The sequence below is a fragment of the Microbacterium sp. 67-17 genome (assembly GCF_001898325.1).
GTDB lineage: Bacteria > Actinomycetota > Actinomycetes > Actinomycetales > Microbacteriaceae > Microbacterium > Microbacterium schleiferi.
On record NZ_MKTR01000012.1, the window covers coordinates 200117 to 220452 of the forward strand.

The following is a 20336-nucleotide window of genomic DNA, read 5'->3' on the forward strand; positions in this document are numbered from 1 at the left end:
AGTGAACTCGACCCACGGGTCGATGTCAAGCACGCCGCTGACGGAGGGAGCCTCAATGAAGAGCACGGGAACGACGGGTACCGCCGCTGTCGATTGGGAGCAGCGCGTCGACTTCGAACGGCTTCGCGATGCGCGCCTCGCGCGCTTGCACGCGGAGCTCGAGCGCTCCGATCTCGGAGCGGTGCTTGCATTCGACTTCTCCAACATCCGGTACATGAGCGGCACGCACATCGGCACGTGGGCGATGGACAAGCTCATTCGATTCGCCTTGCTCACGCGCAAGACCGATCCGATCGTGTGGGACTTCGGCTCGGCGGCCAAGCACCACGCGCTCTACAACCCTTGGCTTGATGTCACGTCGGCAGAGGCAGACGCCGACCCCCACTCACCGCACGAGGGCGCCAAGCGGCCCCGGCTCGAAAGCGGTGCTCGGGCAGGCATCTCGACCCTGCGCGGGGCCTTCCCCCCGGACGCTGACCTGGCCGGGGATGTCGCGCGAAAAGTAAAGCGCGAACTCGAGAAGTTCGGCCTCGCGAAGGAACCGCTCGGAGTCGACGTCATCGAGATGCCCGTCCTGATCGCTCTCCAACGAGAGGGGATCGAGGTCGTTGACGGACAGCAGGTCTTCATGGAGGCCAGGCGCATCAAGACCTCCGACGAGATCCGACTGCTCACGCAGGCGGCGAGCATGGTGGATGCCGCCTACGAGGAGCTCTACCGGTTCCTCCGGCCCGGCGTCCGCGAAAACGAGGCTGTCGGGGTCGTCGCCAAGACGCTCTACGACCTCGGTTCCGAGTACGTCGAAGGGGTCAACGCCATCTCCGGGGAGCGCTGCTCGCCGCATCCGCATGTGTTCAGCGACCGGTTGATCCGCCCGGGAGATCCCGCGTTCTTCGACATCCTGCACAGCTTCAACGGCTACCGCACGTGCTATTACCGCACGTTCGCCGTCGGGTCGGCGAGCCAGGCCCAGAAGGACGCGTACACTCGCGCCCGCGAGTACATGGACCGTGCGATCGCCCTCGTCCGCCCGGGCGCGACGACCGCCGACATCGCCGCCGTCTGGCCTCGCGCTGAGGAGTTCGGCTTCCCCGACGAGATGGCGGCATTTGCCCTGCAGTATGGCCACGGCGTGGGACTGTCGATCTGGGAGAAGCCGATCTTCTCGCGACTCACGTCCTTCGATCACCCCGAAGTCCTGGAGGAAGGTATGGTCTTCGCACTGGAGACGTACTGGCCCGCTGCCGACGGATGGGGTGCAGCGCGTATCGAGGAAGAGGTCGTCGTGACTGCCGACGGATGCGAGGTCATTACGAAGTTCCCCGCGGAGGAACTGATCGTCGCCGGGCGCCGCTACTACACGATCGACGGGCCACTGAACCTCAACCGGGACTCGCAGTCGCATCGTAATACCGTCTGGGGACGCGGCGAAGCGTGAGTACCATCGGCTTCCTCGGGCTCGGCTCCATGGGATCGGCCATGGCGAGCCGTCTCATCGACGCCGGGCATGAGGTTCGCGTCTGGAACCGGTCGCCCGACGCCGTTGCGGCTGCGGTGTCTCGCGGAGCCGTCGGGGTCGACGCTCCCGAGGATGCACTCGCATGCGCGATCTCGTTCTCGATGCTCGCCAACGACGAGGCGATGCAGGCTGTGATGACGCAGGACCGCATCGCCGTTCTGGGTGGGCGGATCCATGTCGCTATGGCGTCGATCAGCCCCGACCTGGCAGCGAGCCTGGCTGACCACGTGACCGCAGCGGGAGGGACGTACGTTGCTGCGCCCGTTCTGGGACGCCCATCGGTTGCCGCGGAGGGCGAACTCAATATCCTCGTCGCCGGCAGCCCCGACGCCGTCGCCGACATCCAGCCCTATCTGGATGTCATGGGAAAGCGCGTGTGGATCTTGGGCGAGCGACCGGCGGTGGCCAATGCGGTCAAGGCAGCCGTGAACTACAACATCATCCATGCGATGCAGGCAATCGGCGAGTCAGTTGCCATGACCGAACGGCTCGGAGTGCCCGCAGAGACCTTCACGGAGCTGCTCTCAAGCACCCTCTTCGGCGGGGTAGCATACAGCGGCTACGGCGACATCATCGCGGCACAGCGGTATTCCCCGCCCGGTTTCCATATTGCGCTCGGGCGTAAAGACCTCGATCTCGCGGAGCAGGTTGCGCGATCGGTAGGCGTCAGCCCCGCCACACTTCCCGCCCTCACCGCCGTCTTCGAAGCAGCCCTTGCTCACGACGACCTGAAGGACTTGGACTGGAGCGCCATCGCAGAAGTGAGCCGTCGGGATGTCCCGATCCCGGGAGGCACAGCCACTGAATAGTGATACTGGACAACCGTGTCCAGTAGTGCTTTATTGGGAGCACCGACCGCAAATCAAGGAGGATGAGCGTCAATGCCCGAGAGCCCGCTGCCCCAACCCGGACAGCCTGTCGTGTTCCGGCGGGGCATCGTCGTCACGATGGACGATGCCCATACAGTCCTGCCGAACGGGGACGTCCTCGTCGTCGACGGCAAGATCGCCGAGGTGGGAGAGAACCTCGCCGTTCCCGATGGCACGTTCGAGATCGATGCGAAAGGTGGCATCGTCATGCCAGGGATGGTGGACACCCACCGTCACATGTGGCAGACCGCGATGCGCGCCTACGGTGCCGACTGGACTCTGACCCAGTACTTCGTGTGGTACTACCTGCAGCACGGGATGAAGTTCCGCCCTCAGGATGTGGCTGCGGGCAACCTGATCTCGGCGCTGGACGCCGTTGAATCCGGCGTGACGACCAGCGTCGACTGGTCGCACGGCCTGCGCACGATCGACCATGGCGAAGCCGCGTTCGAAGCGCTGGCAACCTCACCGGGTCGCTTTGTCTTCGCCTACGGCAACCTCGCCGGCTCGCCCTGGGAGTGGACGGCCGACCCCGCGATCCAAGATCTTCTGGTTCGCTCACGGGATGACTCCCGCATGTTCGGCACGCAGATCGCCTTCGACGTACCGAACCAGGACGACGCGTTCCCTGAGCTTGCCGCGTACCGCGTGGCCGAAGAGCTCGGGCTGCCCGTGACGACCCATGCCGGGGTGTGGGGCGCGACCAACGACTGGGGCATCCGCAATGCGTACCACGCCGGTGTCATGAAGGAGGGCTACACGTACGTTCATGCGGCATCCTTGTCGGCGGAGTCCTACCAGAAGATTGCGGCGACGGGCGGAAACGTCTCTCTCGCGACGGAATCCGAGGACACGTGCGGCCAGGGCTACCCACCGGTTCATCAGCTGAGGCGCTACGGCATTCCCGCATCGCTGTCGGTGGACACGAGCGTGTGGTTCAGCGCTGACCTGTTCTCGGCAATGCGCGCCACCGTGAACGCGGACCGTGCCCTGGAGCACTACCACGCCCACCAGCTCGAACCCGCGGAGACCGTGACTCATGTCAAGCTCCGCGCCGAGGAAGTCGTTCACATGGCCACCCGCGGTGGAGCCCTTGCGATCGGCAAGGACCACCTCATCGGGTCACTCGAGAAGGGCAAGCTCGGCGACGTCGTGCTGCTCAAAAACGACGCGTCGGCCACCTGGGCGCCGCTCATCAACCCGTGGGGTCAGATCGTCTACCAGGCACAGCGCGGTGACGTGCACACGGTGCTGGTCGGTGGCGAAATCGTCAAGTCCGAGGGAGTCCTCGTCGCCGGAGATCTGCCGGGCGTGAAGGCCAAGCTCGAAGACACCGTCTCGTACCTGGAACGCGAGGTCGGTGACGACTGGATCGCCGGACAGTTCCCCGAGATCCCCGAGGCCGAGGTTCTGTACAACCCGTATCAGTACAAGAAGGACTGATACGGCCCAGCACTCGGTCCGCACAGCGGCGGCGTCGATCTCGGCGCCGCCGCTGTGTTCATTCGGCGCGGCTTACTCGGCTCGCAGGGTCGACACCTGGTACAGCGCGACGGATGCCGCGATTCCGGCGTTCAGGGACTCGGTGGCCGCCGAGATGGGAATCGACACGATCTGGTCGCACGTCTCGGTCACCAGGCGCGAGAGCCCCTTGCCCTCCGAGCCGACGACGATCACGACGGGACGATCGGCAAGCTCGAGCGCGGGAAGCGACACGTCACCATCACCATCGAGGCCGAGCACGAACACGCCCTGCTTCTTGAACTCCTTGAGCGTTGTCGTGAGGTTGGGGGCGATGGCCACCGGAATGCGGGCTGCCGCTCCAGCGGATGTCTTCCACGCCGCCGAGTTGACGCCTGCCGAGCGGCGCTGCGGAATGATGACACCCTGGCCGCCGAAGGCGGCGGTCGAACGGATGATGGCGCCGAGGTTTCGCGGATCGGTCACGCCGTCCAGCGCGACCAGCAGCGGCAGCTGACCCGTCGCGATCACCTTCTCGAGCAGGTCCTGCGGGTGCGCGTACTCGTAGGGCGGCACCTTGAGCGCCACGCCCTGATGCACGCCGTCAAAGCCCGCCATCCGGTCGAGCTCGGGTCTCGTGACCTCGAGCACGGGAATCTCTCGGTGCGCTGCGATCGAGAGCATCTCTTTGACGCGGTCATCCATCTCCACCCGCTGGGCGATGTAGAAGGCGGTGGCGGGGATGCGCGCCCGCAGCGCCTCGAGGACGGAGTTGCGACCGGTCACCGTCTCGGTATCGTCGTTCTGCTTGGGCCGACCACCGCGGTTCGGGTTGGAGCCCGCGACGCGCGCGCCAGGTCGCCCCGTACCACCGGCGGCGGCGTAGCGCTCCTGGGCAGCCTTCCGCTTGCCGGCAACGTGCCAGCTGCGGTCCTCCGCCTTGGGCGTCGGCCCCTTGCCCTCGAGCGACTTGCGTCCGAGGCCCCCGGTGCCTTTTGTTGCACCCTTCTTGGTGGACTTGCGTGCGCCGGGGCGCCCTGGCTTGCTCATGCGATGCTCCAATGCGTTCCGTCGGGGCCGTCTTCGAGGCTTACCCCGGCAGCCGCGATCGCGTCGCGGATGCGGTCAGCCGCGGCCCAGTCTTTGTCTGCGCGTGCGCGAGCGCGCTGCTCGATGAGTTCTCGCAGCAGAGCGTCGAGCGCCGGGGCCTCCGCGCCCGATCCCGATGCCCACTGCGGGTCGAGAGGGTTGAGTCCGAGGATGCCTGTCAGAGTGGCAACCTCTCCCGCCAGCGCTCGTGCCCTCTCGGTGTCGCCGGCGTCGAGGGCGGTGTTGCCCTCGCGGACTCGCTCGTGGACGACGGCAAGGGCCTGCGGAACACCGAGGTCGTCATCCATCGCTGCCGCGAACGTCTCATTGCCGTACGAGAACCAGCCGTAGTCACCGTGCCGCCCCACCCGCTCGAGGAAGGTACGGATGCGGTCAAGAGCCGCCTCGGCCTCGTCGAAGGACTTGGGCGAGAGATCGAGGTTCGAGCGATAGTGGGCGGCAGCCAGGGCATAGCGCACGACGAGGGGATCGTGCTCGTCCAAGACATCCCGCGCCAGCACGAAATTTCCCAGCGACTTGGACATCTTCTGACCCTCGACCGTGACCAGTCCGTTGTGCACCCAGTAGCGGGCGAATCCGTCGCCTGCTGCGCTGGACTGGGCGAGTTCGTTCTCGTGGTGCGGGAAGCGCAGGTCAAGGCCACCGCCATGGATGTCGAACTGGTCGCCGAGATAGCGGCGCGCCATGGCCGAGCACTCGATGTGCCACCCGGGGCGCCCCCTCCCCCACGGGGAATCCCACGTCGCATCCGTGGGCTCGTCCGGCTTCGCGCCCTTCCACAGCGCGAAGTCGCGCACGTCGCGCTTACCCCGTGGGTCGGCATCGACAGCCGGCGCCATGTCATCGATCGACTGGCGCGTCAGCTCTCCATACGCAGTCCACGAGCGCACATCGAAGTACACGTCTCCAGCAGCATCAGATCCGGACTCAGCCGCGTAGGCGTGACCCGCACTGATCAGCTGGTCGATGAGCGCAATCATCTGCGGGATGGATCCAGTGGCCCGCGGCTCGTAGGTCGGCGGGAGGATGCCGATCGCAGCGTAAGCGGCGGCGAACTCCCGCTCGACCCGGTAGGCGAGCGCCCACCACGGTTCGGAGTCGGTAGCGTTGGCCAGCACCTTGTCGTCGATGTCGGTGACGTTGCGCACGAAGGTCACGCGGCCGTGGCGCTGGGTCAGCCAGCGCCGCAGGATGTCGAAGGCGAGTGCGCCGCGAAGGTGGCCGATGTGCGGCCCGGACTGCACGGTGGGCCCGCACACGTAGACCGTGACGTTGCCCGGATCCAGCGGCGTGAAAACGCGGAGCTGCTGGGCGCGGGTGTCGTAGAGCTGCAGGGCACCCCGCCCCTCAGCCGTCACCGCATCCGTCATCCCTTCAGCCTACCGGCGGGGTCCTCAGAAACCGCCCCGGTGACATACAGACGCTGCGCCGGAGAGGCTCCGGTCTGGGGTAGAACTGGGGACGTGCCCTCCTCCTCCGCAGCGCTCGAGATCCGACTCGATGACCTCAGCGGCGAGCCGACCCGAGCTCTGATCGCCGCTCACCTGTCGGACATGCGCTCGATCTCGCCCGAGGAGAGTTGCCACGCTCTGGACCTCGGCGGGCTTCAGCAGCCCTCTGTCCAGGTGTGGTCGGCGTGGGTCGCCGGCGAGCTGGCCGGCGTCGGCGCGCTCGCGCAGCTCGATGCAACCAACGGCGAGCTCAAGTCGATGCGTGTCGCAGACAATCACCGCGGCACGGGTGTCGGGCGAGCGATGCTGGAGCACCTGATCGACCAGGCGCGCCGGGTCGGAATGTCGGCGCTGTGGCTCGAAACGGGCTCGACGCCGGAATTCCTGCCCGCGCAGCGACTGTACGAGTCTGCGGGCTTTGCACGCTGCGAACCGTTCGGCAGTTATGTGCTTGACCCGTACTCCGTCTTCATGACGAAGCAGCTGTAGCAACGGATGGCGTCAGGCTAGCGCGCGGCAACCACCAGCGCCACGGCGAAGGCCGCGACTCCGTCGCCGCTACCGGTGAAGCCGAGCCCGTCAGTCGTTGTGGCCGAGACCGACACTGGCGCACCGCCGAGAGCCCGGGAGAGCACAGCCTCCGCTTCTGCGCGTCGGCCGGCAAAACGGGGCCTGCGCGCCTGAACCTGGACCGAGACGTTACCGACACGAAAGCCTGCTTCGCCGAGCAGCGCGAGAGTCCGACCTAAGAAGGCTTCAGCGTGGGCTCCGTGGTACTCCGGACGGTCGGTGCCGAAGTGGGTGCCGATGTCGCCGAGCCCTGCCGCCGCCAGCAGCGCGTCGACGATCGCATGGGCCACCGCGTCTCCGTCAGAGTGCCCAGACAGCGCCTGCTCCCCCGGCCACTCGAGCCCGGCGAGCCACAGCGATCCGTCACCGCCGAAGGCGTGGACATCGGTTCCGATGCCCACGCGCGGCAGCACCGGGGTGCCCGCCGAAACAGTGGAGTGCGGAAGGGGCGAAACGAGGGCGCGGGCGCGCTCGAGGTCGGCTCGTGTTGTGATCTTGAACGCGATCGCGTCACCGGGGACCGTCGTGATCGCGTGACCGGACGCGGCGACAACTGCCGCGTCATCCGTGAACTCCTCGCCCGCAGCAGCGTATGCAGCCTCCAGAATCCCGCGGGGAAATCCCTGCGGCGTCTGCGCCGCCGACAGACGAGACCTGTCGACGACGCCCACAATGGTCTCCCCATCCATTTGCCGGATCGTGTCGACGACAGGCATGACCGGGACGACGCCGGCGGCGCCGGCCTCGAGAGCGCCGATCACTCGGTCGAAAACATCGGGTGGCGTGAGGGCCCGCGCAGCGTCGTGCACGAGGACATACTCGATGTCGCCCCACAGTGCGCTCAGGCCAGCAGCGACGGACGCCTGCCTGGTGGACCCACCGGCGACGACGGTCACGAGGTCTCGTCGTTCTCCAGCGGCTTCGTCGGCATCCGTCAGCGCATCGCCTTCGCGGCCGCTGGGCGCGACGACGATGACCTGCATCGGTGGCGCCTCGAAGATGCCGCGCAGACAATGGCGCAGGATCGTGTGGTCGTCGAGCCCGACGAAGGCCTTGGGAACGCCTGCGTCGAGCCGGGTACCCGACCCAGCAGCGACGACGATGACGGCGACGCGGGGAACCGGGATGATGCTCACGGATGCCACGCTACAGCGCGGCACCACCCACTCAGGAGGCGAGAACCTCGTCGAGCAGAACGCTTGCCTTCTCTTCGTCGGTCTTTTCGGCCAGAGCCAGCTCTGAGATCAGAATCTGCTTGGCCTTGGCCAGCATGCGCTTCTCACCGGCCGACAGCCCGCGGTCTTGATCACGGCGCCACAGGTCGCGCACGACCTCACTCACCTTGATGACATCACCCGACGCAAGCTTCTCGAGGTTCGCCTTGTAGCGGCGCGACCAGTTTGTGGGCTCCTCAGTGAACGGGGCGCGCAAAACATCGAAGACGCGCTCGAGACCGTCCTTGCCGATCACATCACGGACGCCGACCAGGTCGACGTTCTCCGCCGGGACCTCGATGATCAGATCGCCTTGAGTGACGTTGAGCTTCAAGTACTTCTTGGTCTCGCCTTTGATGACGCGTTCCTTGACCTCGATGATTGTTGCGGCCCCGTGGTGCGGGTAGACAACCGTCTCGCCAACCTCAAAAAGCATGGAGTTATGTTCCTTTCGGCAAACTCCAGAATACCACAGGGCGCATACGCTAGAGTTCGCCACCCATGCGCTCGTCCCGGTGGTCCCGAGCTTCAGCGAGGCGTAAGCCGGCGGTTCGCAACCCCGTAGAATGCATCGTGAAGCCGTCATCCGCTCAAGGAGGATCCGTGAAATCGCGCCTCATCGCGTCGCTCGTTGTGGGCACCGCCCTCGTCCTCGGAACCTCAGGATGCAGCCTGATCTCCGCGCACGCGACGACGATCGAGTATTCGGCAGCCGAAGGAACCAACGTCCCGGACGAGTCAGGTCCCGTGCAGATCCGAAACACGGTGATCGTTGCGAACGACGAGGGCACCGAGGGCAACTTCCTCGCCGCATTCATCAACAACACTGACGAGACCTACGTCGTACACATCGACTTCGCCGATGGCGTCACCGAGCAGGTCATCGTCCCGGCAGGCTCCGTCAAAAGCCTCGGCGAGGATGCAGAGCCCATCCTGATCCGCGGGCTGGACACGCCTCCCGGAGCCACGCTGTCGGCATCCTTCCAGTCCGGTGATGGGGTGACCTCGGTCGTCTCGGTTCCGGTGCTGGGCGGCGAACTCGAGTACCTCGCGCCGTTCGTGCCGTAAGTCTTCCCCGAACGACACGACGTCGGCCCCGCCTCTGTCGAGCGCGGGGCCGACGTCTTTCCGGATGCCGAGGCTCTTCAGGACTCGAAGCGGTAGCCGAGCCCGCGGACGGTCACGAGCATGGTCGGGTCGCTCGGGTTCTTCTCGATGCGTGAGCGGATGCGCTTGATGTGGACATCCAGGGTCTTCGTGTCACCGAAGTAGTCGGTTCCCCACACGCGGTCGATGAGTTGACCACGTGTGAGCACGCGGCCCGCATTGCGCATGAGCACCTCGAGAAGCTCGAATTCCTTCAGCGGCATGCTGATCTCACCGCCATCCACCGAGACCGTGTGCCGGTCGATGTCGAGGGTCACGCGACCCCCTTCGAGGATGCGGTCGTCGAGGTCGGCCTCGGCGGTGGAGAGCCGGCGGAGAACTGCACGCATCCGCGCGAGCAACTCCCGCGCCGAATAGGGCTTGGTCACGTAGTCGTCGGCGCCGAGTTCGAGCCCCACGACGATGTCGACCTCGGAATCCTTCGCGGTGAGCATGATGATCGGAACCGACGACGAGGCGCGCAACTGCCGACATACCTCCGTTCCGGGCATCCCCGGAAGCATGAGGTCGAGCAACACGATGTCGGCACCCAGCTCACGGAATGAGGCGAGGGCGGTGGCTCCGTCCTCGGCGATCTCGACCTCGTAGCCCTCCCGGCGCAACAAGTACGCGAGCGGGTCGGCGAGGTCGGGTTCGTCCTCGACAAGTAGGACGCGAGTCATGCGGTTTCTCCGTTTCCTTCTCGGGCATCGATGCCACTTCTGTCCGGCGCAGCGGTCACGTGCGGCGCAGCGGCGACCACGCGGTTGGTCAGCACGGCATCCGAGCCCTGTAGTTTGGCCTTCTTCTTGACCTTCTTCTCCTTGCGGGCCCGTTTTCGAGGCGGCTCGTCGTGAGGAGAATCGATCAGGGGGAGCCGGATCGTGAATGTCGAACCGCGGCCCTCGCGCGACCAGAGGCGAACGTCACCGCCGTGGCGCTGCACGGCGTGCTTGACGATCGCCAGGCCGAGCCCCGTTCCCCCGGTGCGGCGCGAACGCGCCTGATCTGCGCGGTAGAACCGCTCGAACACACGGTCCTGGTCTTCTTCGGAGATTCCGATGCCCCGGTCGGTGACCGCGATCTCGACGACACCGTCTGCCGCTTTGACACCGATGCCGACGCTCGACCCCTTCGGGGAGTATGCGATGGCGTTGGCGATGAGGTTGCCCACTGCTTCGCTCAGGACCTGGGCATCGCCGCGGACGAACAGTCCCCGCGTGCCCCCGCGGACGAGTTGCACTCCTGCCGAGTCGGCCTGGACAGCGTGAGCCTCGACGGCAGACGCGATGATTTCATCGATCGAGGCGTCGCGCTCGTCGTTGAGCTCGTCGGCTGCCTGCAGGCGTGAGAGGTTCATGATGCGCGAGGTGAGGGTTGCGAGCCTCGTCGCCTCGGCAGACAAGCGTGAGGCGAACACCCGGACCTGGGCGGGGTCATCGGATGCCGACTCGATCGCCTCGGCCAGCAAGCTCACTGCCCCGACCGGTGTCTTGAGTTCGTGACTCGTGTTGGAGACGAAGTCACGCCGCATCTGCTCGACCCGCTCCTTCTCGGTGATATCGCGCAGCACGAGCAGCATGAGCCGGGCCGTGAGCGGCGTCGCCCGAACGGTGACCAGGCGCGACTCCCCCGGGCCGGTGCCGCGGCGAAGACGAAAGGTCGCGTTGGATGCGGCGTCAGCATCGCTGACGCGGCGGGCGACACCGCGCAGTTCGGGTGTGGGAAGCATCCGTCCCTCGGTCAGGTCGAACGGTGCCGCGGATGCCGACGCCGCAATGATGACTCCGGCCGAGTCGAGGACGACAGCGGGATCGTCGAGCCCGCGAAGCACGATTCGCGCTCCCTCGGGAACATCCATGCCCGCCCCGTACTCGGCGCGCTCGCGTGCCCGCAGCGCCAGCAGGATAACGGTAGCCAGGCCCGCGCCGATCAGCAGCCCGACGAGGAGGCCAAGAAGGGCGATCTGCGCAGGTTGCATGGAAACAGCGTACGGGCGGCCCGGACGACGGCCTCGCGAGCGGCACTCGCGCCAGCCTCGGGCGCGTCACTATTCACCGGAGCGGCACTGTCCGTTAACCTTCGGTGGCGAGAATCACTGGGTCGTCTGGCATCTGCCGGCCGACAACACACGAAAGGGATCGGAATGCGCGAAGTCTTCCACCAGTCGCTCGAAGATGTGCAGAACCGTCTCGTCGAGATCTCCGGGATGGTCACCACTGCGATCGAGAAGGCGACAACGGCGTTCAAGACCAGCGATGTCGCCCTTGCCGAAGAAGTGATCGCGGCAGACGCCGAGATCGACGACAAGGCCCACGAACTGGACGAGATCGCCATCGAGATCATGGCTCGCCAGCAGCCCGTTGCCCGTGACCTGCGGATCGTCGTGATGGCTCTGAGGGTGAGCGCCTCGCTCGAGCGCATGGGCGACATTGCCGAGCACATCGCTCAGCTGACGCGCCTGCGCTTCCCCGAGCGCGCCATCCCCTCGGGTCTGAAGTCGACGTTCCAGAAGATGGGCGAACTCGATGTCGAAGCTGCCCGCAAGCTGACGCAGCTCCTGGACACCGAAGACCTGGCGCTCGCCGACCAGATCCGCGACATCGACGACCAGGTCGACGATCTGCACGTCAGCGTCTTCGAGAAGGTCCTCAGCGACAGCTGGTCGGGCGAGCCCGCGCAGACGGTGGATGCCACCCTCGCGAGCCGCTATCACGAACGTTTCGTCGACCACGCCGTCTCGGTCGCCAAGAAGGTTCAGTACCTGGCTGAAGGCGGCGAGTTCTACGCCAGCGACGGGTCCAGCTCGGGAGAGTAGTTCCCCACATCACGCACTGACCACAAGAGCGGATGCCTCACGCGGGGCATCCGCTCTTGTGGTTTCTACCGCCAGGCGGCTACTTCTTGCCCTGGGAGGCGACGGCAGCTGCACCGGCGGCAGCAGCCTCGGGGTCGAGGTACTCGCCGGGACCGAGGGGGACGAGGTTCTCGTCGAGCTTGTAGACCAGCGGGATGCCGGTCGGAATGTTGAGCTCGGCGATATCGGCGTCGCTGATGCCGTCGAGGTGCTTCACGAGGCCGCGCAGCGAGTTGCCGTGCGCGGTCACGAGGACGGTCTTGCCCGCACGCAGGTCGGCCGCGATGTCACTCTCCCAGTAGGGCATCATGCGATCGATGACGAGCTTGAGGGATTCGGTGCGCGGCACCTCACCATCGATCCCGGCATACCGCGGATCGTGGACCTGGCTGAACTCGCTGTCATCATCCAGCGGCGGCGGCGGCACGTCGAACGAGCGACGCCACAGCATGAACTGCTCGGGCCCGAACTCTTCGAGGGTCTGCGCCTTGTCTTTACCCTGCAGCGCGCCGTAGTGACGTTCGTTGAGGCGCCAGGTGCGCTTCACGGGAATCCAGAGACGGTCGGCGGCATCGAGCGCGATGTTGGCGGTCTGGATGGCGCGGCTCAGCAGCGACGTGTGCAGGACGTCGGGAAGGATGCCCTGCGCGGCCATCAACTCGCCGCCCCGGCGGGCCTCGGCCTGCCCCTGTTCAGTGAGCCGCACATCGACCCATCCAGTGAAGAGATTCAGCTCGTTCCACTCGCTCTGGCCGTGTCGGAGAAGGATCAACGTGTATGGCTCGGTCATGGCCCTCATGATATCGGGGCGAGGTGTCGCGACGGTCGCGAGGGAGGCCGTGAAAGCTCCCCTCGCTGCACACCGGGAACGCTCGGAGCGCTGGCATCATGGGGGCGTGCCCTCTCCTCGTTCCGCGCCGACCGGGCGCCCCACGCGGGGGACGACGGGCACGAATCGGTTGCGTCGCGTCGACCGGTGGATTGCGCGGCATCCGGTGCTCCGTGACGCATCCGAGCCCCTGGTCGTCGATCTCGGGTACGGCGCCACCGGCACCACGACGCTGGAGCTGGCGGCGCGGCTGTCGCCGGTCAGGTCCGACATTGATGTCGTGGGGTTGGAGATCGACCCGGAGCGCGTCGAGCGGGCACGCGAGCAATTGCGGGCGGTCCGCGCGGGTCTCACGAGTTTTGACCCTGACACCCGGGTCTCGTTCGCGCGAGGGGGTTTCGAGATCCCGACGCCCCGGCGTCCGATCGTCATCCGCGCCCTGAACGTCCTGCGCCAGTACGACGAGTCCGAGGTCGCGGCGGCGTGGTCGCTCATGGCCGGTCGCCTGGCGCCAGACGGATTGCTGGTCGAAGGGACCTGCGATGAGATCGGGCGCGTCGTGACCTGGGTCGTCATCGGGCCGGATGCCGCACCTCGCTCCCTCACGGTGTCGCTGCGGCTGGCGGGACTCGATTCACCGGCGATCGCCGCCGAGCGTCTCCCGAAGGCACTCATCCACCGGAACGTCCCCGGTGAGCGGATCCACACTTTCCTCGCCGATCTCACGCGCGAGTGGGAGCGGGCCGCACCGCTGTCGACGTTCTCGCCCGTGCAGCGCTGGCGCGCAAGCTTGCAGGCGATGCTCGACGCGGGCTGGCCGCTTGTCGGACGTCATCGGTGGCGGCTGGGCGAAATCACCGTCCCGTGGGCATCGGTCTCGCCGCGCTGAGCCCACCGGGCGAATCAGATGCGTGGGACGGCGTGCGCGGCGTCCTCACCCGACATGCCCGCGGCGGTGAGCAAATCCACGGCAAGGGGCCGAAGCGCCGCAACGAGGTTCTGATCCCCCAGCGTCGAATCGGGAAGCACCACGGCAGGATCCAGCCGCACCGCGACAGCGCGGAGTGCCTCACGGGCTACCGGCTCCAGCGAAATGTCACGCAACGACTGGGCGATGAGATCTGCCCCGCGGCCGAGGTCGGCCAACAGATCGGCAGCGACAGGGCGAGGCTGCCGATCATCGACGAGGTACACCGTGCGCCGAGCGATCACCCGAAGGTTGCGGCAGGCGAAGTCCATCGCCTGCCAGATGCGCTGGTGGCGCGCGATCTCATGCCGCTGCGAGCGCAGGAACGGCGAGATCCGTGCGATCCCCATGCCCGATTCGAGCGTCAGCCGCCAGTCGTCGATGTCAGCCTGCAGGGCCCGGGCCTTCTCGAGCCCCCGCTGCGCACGGACGCGGTCGCCCCGTCGCAGGGCCCTGATGATCGTGTCGGTCGCGCTCTGGAAGCGCGTGAACAACACCTCACCGGAGGCGACCTCGGTGCGTTGCGGGCTGCGCGGGATCAACGCCGTCACGAGCAGCGCCGCGATTCCACCGACGACTCCGTCGATAAGGCGCAGCATCGGGGAGCTCGTCGGGATGATCATGACGATAAGCGACTGAATCGCCGCAGCTATCGCAAACCCCGGTTGGGGTGAGAGGAAGCGTGCGACGGCGAGGGTTGCGGCAAGTGCGAGGCCCAGCTGCCACCAGCCGGAGCCGGCGACCAGGAGCAGCACCTCGGCCACAAGGATGCCGATGATCATGCCGATCACGGTCTCGAGCACGCGACGCGGCCGAGCGTCTCGGACGAGCCCGAGGCTCGAAACTGTCACCGTCGCGGCAAGCAGTGGCGCCGGGTGTCCGAGGATATATGTGGCGAAGGCATACGCTCCCGTTGCCGCGACGACGATCTGGACGATGGCGACGGATGACGCACGCAACCGCATCCATCCCGGCCGCGGGCTGAACCTACTCCACCAGCGCACCCGAATCGGGAGGGTCAGGGGCGCCGTCTCGTCGGGTGCCGCCGGGCGGGGCGAGCCCGGGTCTTGCGCCGCGCTCACGACCCGGACGGCGCCGCGGCGCTCGCGCGCCGGGAGAGCCGAGGCAGCCGAGGCACGGATGCTGCAGCACCGGCCTCGGGCGGGACGATCGTCTCGAGCCGGGCGGAGACAGCGCCCTCCGCCGTCTCGACCGTCGCGTCGCCGTCGGGAGTCGTGCGTCTCACGAGAGCCAGTCCGATGGGTCCGTCATCCATGTGGAGGGCGACGGAGGTGAGGACACCCACCTCGCTACCCGCGACGCGAACCTCGGACCCCGGCGGCGGCAGGATGCTGTCGGCACCGTCGAGGTGCACCGCCACGAGGCGTCGGGGAGGGTGACCGAGGTTGTGGACCTTGGCGACAGTCTCTTGGCCGCGGTAGCACCCTTTGCTCAGGTGCACGGATGTTCGCAGCCAGTCGAGCTCGTGCGGAAGGGAACGTTCGTCGACCTCGCGCGCCCAGCTCGGGCGCCACGCGGCAATGCGCAGCGCCTCGACGGCAAGTAGGCCGGCCAGCGTCACCTCGCCCGCCGCCGCAGCATCCGCGATCCGGTCGCGCTCGGAAGCCTCGACGATGATCTCGGCCCACTCCCGCGCCTGCCCCGGATGCTCACCCACCGCGTACCCGTACCCGCCGGCCGTGAGGCCCGGCCACGGGTCGAGCCACACCAGCGGAACGCCCGCGGGCGAGAACGCTGCAAGCCCGGCCGTGTCGGGTGAGGCCGCGCCGACGACGGCTACCTCATCGACGAGCCGGATCTCGACCCGCATCCGGAACCGCATCTTCGTCAGCCAGGCCACCAGCGGTTCGGCATCCGCGGAGTCGACCAGGAGCCAGGCGGTCTCGCCATCGTCGATGATTCCGGCGGCATGCTCGATGTGGCCGTTCGGATCCAGAATGAGCAGCTCGCTGCTTTCTCCCGGTACGAGCCCGGCCACAGCCTGCGACGTGATCGAGTCGAGCCACGCGAGCCGGTCGGGTCCGGTCACGCTGACCGCTGAGCGATTCTCGAGCGGAGCGACAGCGTCACCTCGCACCAGTCGGCGCTGCTCGACGAGGGGGTTACCGACGTGCATCAGGATGCCGTCCTCGACCACAGCACCCGGGACCCGCTCGAACGCGGATGCCATCAGTCGACCTTCGCGAGCCGCGCTGAGGCGTGCGAAGCGAGCGCACCGCCGAGCGCCGCGATATCCCAGGCCCACAGGAGGTGAGCGTCGACCAGCCCGTACATCCGGGTCGCTGCGGAGTACGACTTCGCCGATGCGGTGCGGATGACGGCATCAGTGGCGATGTCGATGCGGGGGCCGCGGATCTGCCCGAGGTAGAGCTCGCACACGCCGTCGGAGTGCACGAGCGAAACCTCGATCTCGAATCCTCCCTCGGGGGTCCGAAGGGCTTCGACATCGTCGACTGTCAGTGGCGAACCTGTGGCGGCTGCCGGAAGAAGGCCGGGGCCGGGAACGGCGTCGGTCGCGGGAATCGCCAGCCGCCAGTATCCGGTCTCGCTCACCAGGGCTGTCCGCGGCCCGGCAGGATCGTCGGCATCCAGCAGCCACGCCTGAGCCGAGTAGTTGAGGTGGCCGCCTCCGTCGTGGCTGAAACTCACCCGGTGATGGAACTCACCGGTGAAGTGCGTGCCGTCGGTGTCGTAGTCGATGACACCGCTGCCCTCCCATACGCCGACCAGCCACGACAGTGGCGCAAGCTCGGCGGGGAGGTCGGTGGGAAGATCGATCACGGCGCGTCAGCGCTGGCCGCGGTACAGATTCTTCACGACGACACCCGAGACGAACACGATCGCGAGCGACGCGAGCGCAAGAAGGCCCACGAAGAAGAGTTCGAGCGCTACCAGGTCCATAGACCCAGTCTATCCCGGATTCGCCGCGCCCGACCGGACCGCGCTCCAGACACGTCAGACACGCAACATGCGTCGGAACACCGCGCGTGACGGAGTGTCTCACGCAGGCTCGGGTGTCTCGGTCTCAGCCCCCGCTATCGCGGGACGATCGAGGCGAGCCCGAAGCCGAGGCTGATCACACCGAGCACGATCGCCGCACCCAGGGTGCTCAGCGCGACGCGCTCGACGAAGGCCTGAGATCGCCCGTAGGCCAGCTGCACCGCGAAAGCCAACACGACACACAACCCGAGAGCTACGCCGAGCCAGGCGATCCGCCACTCGGCAGGCACGAAGAAGCCGATGATCGCGCCGGCGACAGCGGCGGCCACCCAGACAGTGACGATCCCGCCGAAGGCACGGCGTGGAGCAAGCGGTGGCAGGTCCATCGCCCCATTGTCTCCTATCCGCGGAGGACACCCTAAACTGAGGGGCGCGGTGCGCCTCCGGCACCGGGAGGATGTCAGCGTGGCACAGCTATTGGTTCTGAGTTCCGCCCCAGGCGGTGGGCCAGCTCTGCCCGCGCTCGAGTTGCTGAGTCATCGCACTCGCCAGATCCCCGCAGAACCCGCGCAGCTGGTGAACGCACCCAGCGCCGACATCGTCTTCGTGGATGCCCGCACCGATCTCGTGGGAGCGAAGTCGCTGTGCAAGATCCTCGGGACGACGGGGCTGGATGTCCCGCTCATCCTCATCGTGACCGAGGGCGGCCTCACCGCCGTCTCGCCGGATTGGGGCGTCGATGACGTCATCCTGGTCACGGCGGGTCCGGCTGAAGTCGATGCGCGGGTGCGCCTGGCGATCGGCCGGATGGCGAAGGAACAGGTTTCCACGCGTATTCAGACCTCGGGCATCACGATCGACGAGTCGTCATACTCGGCCAAGGTGCACGGACGCCCGCTCGATCTCACCTACAAGGAGTTCCAGCTCCTCCACTTCTTCGCCACTCACCCGTCGCGGGTCTTCACCCGGGAACAACTGCTCAGCGAGGTGTGGGGCTACGACTACTTCGGGGGAACCCGAACCGTCGATGTGCACGTCAGACGCCTTCGGGCCAAGCTCGGCGACCTGGAGCAGCTCATCGGCACCGTACGCAACGTCGGGTACCGCTTCAACGTCTACGAGGATGACGCCCCGCCGCCGCGGGAGCGCGCCGACGCCTGACGACGAAAACTGTTCACGCGGGAGTCACGTAGCGCTGACAGGATGGACCCATGATCGACCACGAGGTTCTCGACACCGGGCTCGGCGACGAAGATGACGACGACTTCGACTCAGCGGCAGCAGCCGATGATCTCCTGCCCATTGACCGCTTCCTGGATCGTGAGCTGAGCTGGCTCGCGTTCAATCAGCGCGTCCTCGAGTTGGCCGAGGATCCGGGTCTGCCGCCGCTGGAACGCGCGAACTTCCTCGCGATCTTCGCGAGCAACCTTGACGAGTTCTTCATGGTCCGGGTCGCTGGGCTCAAGCGCCGCATCGTCACCGGACTCGCGGTGCCCACGAACATCGGCACCTCTCCCGAAGACGCGCTCGCCGATATCTCGGAAGAGGCGCATCGACTGCAGCTGCGCCACGCCGACGCGTGGAGCCGCCTCGTCGCGCCGTCGCTTGCGGAGGCCGGAGTCGAGTTCGTCTCGTTCGCCTCGCTCGGCGATGACGAGCGCTCCCGCCTGTCTGACTACTTCCACGACCAGGTCTTTCCTGTTCTCATGCCGCTGGCTGTGGACCCAGCCCACCCCTTCCCCTACATCTCGGGCCTCTCCCTGAACCTGGCGATCCGCATCCGCAACGCGCGGACGGGTCGTCAGGAGTTCGCACGTCTCAAGGTGCCGCCGATGCTGCCCCGATTCGTCGAGATCTCGCGAGAGGGCGAGCGGGTGCGCTACCTCGCGCTCGAAGACCTCATCGCGAACCACCTCGGCGATCTGTTCCCGGGAATGGAGGTCTTGGACCACCACGCGTTCCGCCTCACGCGAAACGAAGACATGGTCATCGAAGAGGACGAGACCGAGAACCTCATCCAGGCTCTCGAGGCAGAACTCATGCGGCGCCGGTTCGGCCCTCCGATCCGCCTCGAGGTGACCGAGGACATGGACGAGCTGACACTGAAGCTGCTGATCAGCGAGCTCGATATCACCGAGCAGGAGGTGTACCGCATTCCCGGCCCGCTGGACCTGCGGGGACTATTCGGCCTGAGCCGCCTGAACCGGCCCGAGCTCAAGTACAAACCGCACCTTCCCACGACCGCTATCGCGTTCCAGCCGGGCGACAACAACGAGCGCTCTGACATCTTCAGCGCCATCCGCACCGGGGATGTCCTGGTCCACCATCCGTACGAATCGTTCGCGACGAGCGTTCAGGCATTCCTCGACCAGGCGGCCAAGGACCCCCAGGTGCTCGCGATCAAGCAGACGCTGTATCGCACCTCAGGCGACAGCCCCATCATCCAGTCACTCATCGACGCTGCCGAGGCCGGCAAGCAGGTGCTCGCGCTCGTCGAGGTGAAGGCCCGCTTCGATGAGGCCGCGAACATCGTGTGGGCGCGCAAGCTCGAGAAGGCCGGCGTCCACGTCGTGTACGGCCTCGTCGGCCTCAAGACCCATTGCAAGCTGGCCCTGGTCATCCGCGAAGAGGAGGGGACGCTGCGCAGCTACTGCCACATCGGCACCGGCAACTACAACCCCAAGACCAGCCGGATCTACGAGGACTATGGGCTGTTCACGGCCGATGAGCAGGTCGGGCGGGACCTCACGCGCCTGTTCAACGAGCTGTCGGGCTACGCGATCGAGAAGAAATTCAAACGCCTGCTGGTTGCGCCGCTGCACCTGCGCAAGGGGCTGTTGCGACTCATCGAGGCCGAGCGTCGCAATGCTGCCGAGGGCAAGCCCGCACGCATCCGGATCAAGGTCAACTCGATGGTCGACGAGCAGATCATCGACGCGCTCTACCGTGCGAGTCAGGCCGGTGTGCCGGTGGAGATCTGGGTGCGCGGCATCTGCTCGATCAAGCCGGGAGTGCCGGGACTGAGCGAGAACATCACGGTGCGCAGCATCCTCGGCAGATATCTCGAGCACTCGCGAATCTTCGCGTTCCACAACGGCGGCGACGAGCAGATCTACATCGGCAGTGCCGACATGATGCACCGCAACCTCGACCGCCGGGTCGAGGCGCTCGTGCGGGTGAGCGAACCGGCTCATCTCGCGCAGTTGATGACCCTGTTCGATCGCGCCATGAGCAGCGCGACCAGTTCCTGGTGGCTCGATGCCACCGGAACGTGGGTGCGTCACCACCTCGACGAGCAGGGCAACCAGCTCGTCGATCTGCAGGACCAAACCATGGCCGATGTGCAGAGCCGGCGGCGGGCGCGAGTCACGCGATGACCGAT

20 protein-coding genes are annotated in these 20336 nt (G+C 66.6%); 9 read left to right on the forward strand and 11 right to left on the reverse strand.

Annotated elements, in window-relative coordinates; all coding sequences use genetic code 11:
• The first annotated feature begins 55 nt into the window (after positions 1 to 55).
• The 3 genes from BGO47_RS05025 (at position 56) to BGO47_RS05035 (ending at position 3831) form a co-directional block, all read left to right on the forward strand.
• Positions 56 to 1438, forward strand: a complete 1383-nt coding sequence (locus BGO47_RS05025; RefSeq protein WP_292709144.1) for a Xaa-Pro peptidase family protein — start codon at positions 56 to 58, stop codon at positions 1436 to 1438.
• Positions 1435 to 2328 (forward strand): NAD(P)-dependent oxidoreductase, encoded by an 894-nt coding sequence (locus BGO47_RS05030; RefSeq protein WP_292709146.1) that lies wholly within the window; start codon positions 1435 to 1437, stop codon positions 2326 to 2328. The genes BGO47_RS05025 and BGO47_RS05030 overlap by 4 nt, the downstream gene beginning before the upstream one ends.
• A 72-nt stretch (positions 2329 to 2400) precedes the next feature.
• Positions 2401 to 3831: an amidohydrolase family protein gene (locus BGO47_RS05035; protein ID WP_292709148.1), complete on the forward strand. Its 1431-nt coding sequence runs from the start codon at positions 2401 to 2403 to the stop codon at positions 3829 to 3831.
• A 72-nt stretch (positions 3832 to 3903) separates the two neighbouring features.
• Here the strand turns inward: BGO47_RS05035 and rlmB are convergent, their stop codons facing one another.
• Together rlmB and cysS are read right to left on the reverse strand one after the other, a co-directional pair.
• A complete protein-coding gene (gene rlmB / locus BGO47_RS05040) occupies positions 3904 to 4899 on the reverse strand; it encodes a 23S rRNA (guanosine(2251)-2'-O)-methyltransferase RlmB (RefSeq protein WP_292709150.1) in 996 nt (331 codons plus the stop codon).
• Positions 4896 to 6329, reverse strand: a complete 1434-nt coding sequence (gene cysS / locus BGO47_RS05045) for a cysteine--tRNA ligase (RefSeq protein ID WP_292709152.1) — start codon at positions 6327 to 6329, stop codon at positions 4896 to 4898. Before cysS ends, rlmB begins: the two co-directional genes overlap by 4 nt.
• 93 nt (positions 6330 to 6422) lie before the next feature.
• On the opposite strand from cysS, the gene BGO47_RS05050 reads away from it, so the two are divergent.
• Complete coding sequence (locus tag BGO47_RS05050) at positions 6423 to 6899, forward strand: GNAT family N-acetyltransferase (protein WP_292709154.1); 477 nt, start codon at positions 6423 to 6425, stop codon at positions 6897 to 6899.
• Between the two features lie 17 nt (positions 6900 to 6916).
• Here the strand turns inward: BGO47_RS05050 and ispD are convergent, their stop codons facing one another.
• Both ispD and BGO47_RS05060 read right to left on the reverse strand, forming a co-directional pair.
• Positions 6917 to 8116 carry a 2-C-methyl-D-erythritol 4-phosphate cytidylyltransferase gene (gene ispD / locus BGO47_RS05055; protein WP_292709156.1) on the reverse strand — a complete coding sequence of 400 codons (1200 nt, stop codon included), beginning with the start codon at positions 8114 to 8116 and terminating at the stop codon, positions 6917 to 6919.
• 31 nt (positions 8117 to 8147) lie between these two features.
• On the reverse strand, positions 8148 to 8630 hold the full coding sequence (locus BGO47_RS05060; protein ID WP_195692045.1) for a CarD family transcriptional regulator: 483 nt from the start codon (positions 8628 to 8630) through the stop codon (positions 8148 to 8150).
• A 167-nt stretch (positions 8631 to 8797) separates the two neighbouring features.
• Between BGO47_RS05060 and BGO47_RS05065 the strand changes: the two genes are divergently transcribed.
• Complete coding sequence (locus tag BGO47_RS05065; protein ID WP_292709161.1) at positions 8798 to 9262, forward strand: DNA modification methylase; 465 nt, start codon at positions 8798 to 8800, stop codon at positions 9260 to 9262.
• A 77-nt stretch (positions 9263 to 9339) separates the two neighbouring features.
• Here BGO47_RS05065 and BGO47_RS05070 read toward each other — a convergent pair whose 3' ends face one another.
• Positions 9340 to 10023 (reverse strand): response regulator transcription factor, encoded by a 684-nt coding sequence (locus BGO47_RS05070; protein WP_292709164.1) that lies wholly within the window; start codon positions 10021 to 10023, stop codon positions 9340 to 9342.
• Positions 10020 to 11321, reverse strand: a complete 1302-nt coding sequence (locus BGO47_RS05075; protein ID WP_292709166.1) for an ATP-binding protein — start codon at positions 11319 to 11321, stop codon at positions 10020 to 10022. Before BGO47_RS05075 ends, BGO47_RS05070 begins: the two co-directional genes overlap by 4 nt.
• A gap of 165 nt (positions 11322 to 11486) precedes the next feature.
• On the opposite strand from BGO47_RS05075, the gene phoU reads away from it, so the two are divergent.
• Positions 11487 to 12158: a phosphate signaling complex protein PhoU gene (gene phoU / locus BGO47_RS05080; RefSeq protein WP_292709168.1), complete on the forward strand. Its 672-nt coding sequence runs from the start codon at positions 11487 to 11489 to the stop codon at positions 12156 to 12158.
• A gap of 79 nt (positions 12159 to 12237) precedes the next feature.
• On the opposite strand, the gene BGO47_RS05085 is transcribed toward phoU, so the two are convergent.
• Positions 12238 to 12987: a phosphoglyceromutase gene (locus BGO47_RS05085; protein ID WP_292709170.1), complete on the reverse strand. Its 750-nt coding sequence runs from the start codon at positions 12985 to 12987 to the stop codon at positions 12238 to 12240.
• Between the two features lie 106 nt (positions 12988 to 13093).
• Between BGO47_RS05085 and BGO47_RS05090 the strand changes: the two genes are divergently transcribed.
• Positions 13094 to 13915 (forward strand): class I SAM-dependent methyltransferase, encoded by an 822-nt coding sequence (locus BGO47_RS05090; RefSeq protein WP_292709172.1) that lies wholly within the window; start codon positions 13094 to 13096, stop codon positions 13913 to 13915.
• A gap of 14 nt (positions 13916 to 13929) precedes the next feature.
• On the opposite strand, the gene BGO47_RS05095 is transcribed toward BGO47_RS05090, so the two are convergent.
• From BGO47_RS05095 to BGO47_RS05110, 4 genes are all read right to left on the reverse strand, one after another.
• Entirely contained in the window at positions 13930 to 15075 is a 1146-nt protein-coding gene (locus BGO47_RS05095; RefSeq protein WP_292709174.1) for an FUSC family protein, read from the reverse strand.
• The gene (locus BGO47_RS05100) at positions 15072 to 16184 is read right to left on the reverse strand and encodes a folate-binding protein (RefSeq protein WP_292709176.1); all 1113 of its coding nucleotides are present in this window, start codon (positions 16182 to 16184) and stop codon (positions 15072 to 15074) included. Before BGO47_RS05100 ends, BGO47_RS05095 begins: the two co-directional genes overlap by 4 nt.
• Complete coding sequence (locus tag BGO47_RS05105) at positions 16184 to 16795, reverse strand: FABP family protein (protein ID WP_292709178.1); 612 nt, start codon at positions 16793 to 16795, stop codon at positions 16184 to 16186. Before BGO47_RS05105 ends, BGO47_RS05100 begins: the two co-directional genes overlap by 1 nt.
• Positions 16796 to 17049: 254 nt before the next feature.
• Complete coding sequence (locus BGO47_RS05110) at positions 17050 to 17340, reverse strand: hypothetical protein (RefSeq protein WP_292709180.1); 291 nt, start codon at positions 17338 to 17340, stop codon at positions 17050 to 17052.
• Between the two features lie 79 nt (positions 17341 to 17419).
• On the opposite strand from BGO47_RS05110, the gene BGO47_RS05115 reads away from it, so the two are divergent.
• Both BGO47_RS05115 and BGO47_RS05120 read left to right on the forward strand, forming a co-directional pair.
• Positions 17420 to 18115 carry a response regulator transcription factor gene (locus BGO47_RS05115; protein WP_292709182.1) on the forward strand — a complete coding sequence of 232 codons (696 nt, stop codon included), beginning with the start codon at positions 17420 to 17422 and terminating at the stop codon, positions 18113 to 18115.
• A 50-nt stretch (positions 18116 to 18165) separates the two neighbouring features.
• A complete protein-coding gene (locus BGO47_RS05120) occupies positions 18166 to 20331 on the forward strand; it encodes an RNA degradosome polyphosphate kinase (protein WP_292709184.1) in 2166 nt (721 codons plus the stop codon).
• The last annotated feature ends 5 nt before the right edge of the window (positions 20332 to 20336 follow it).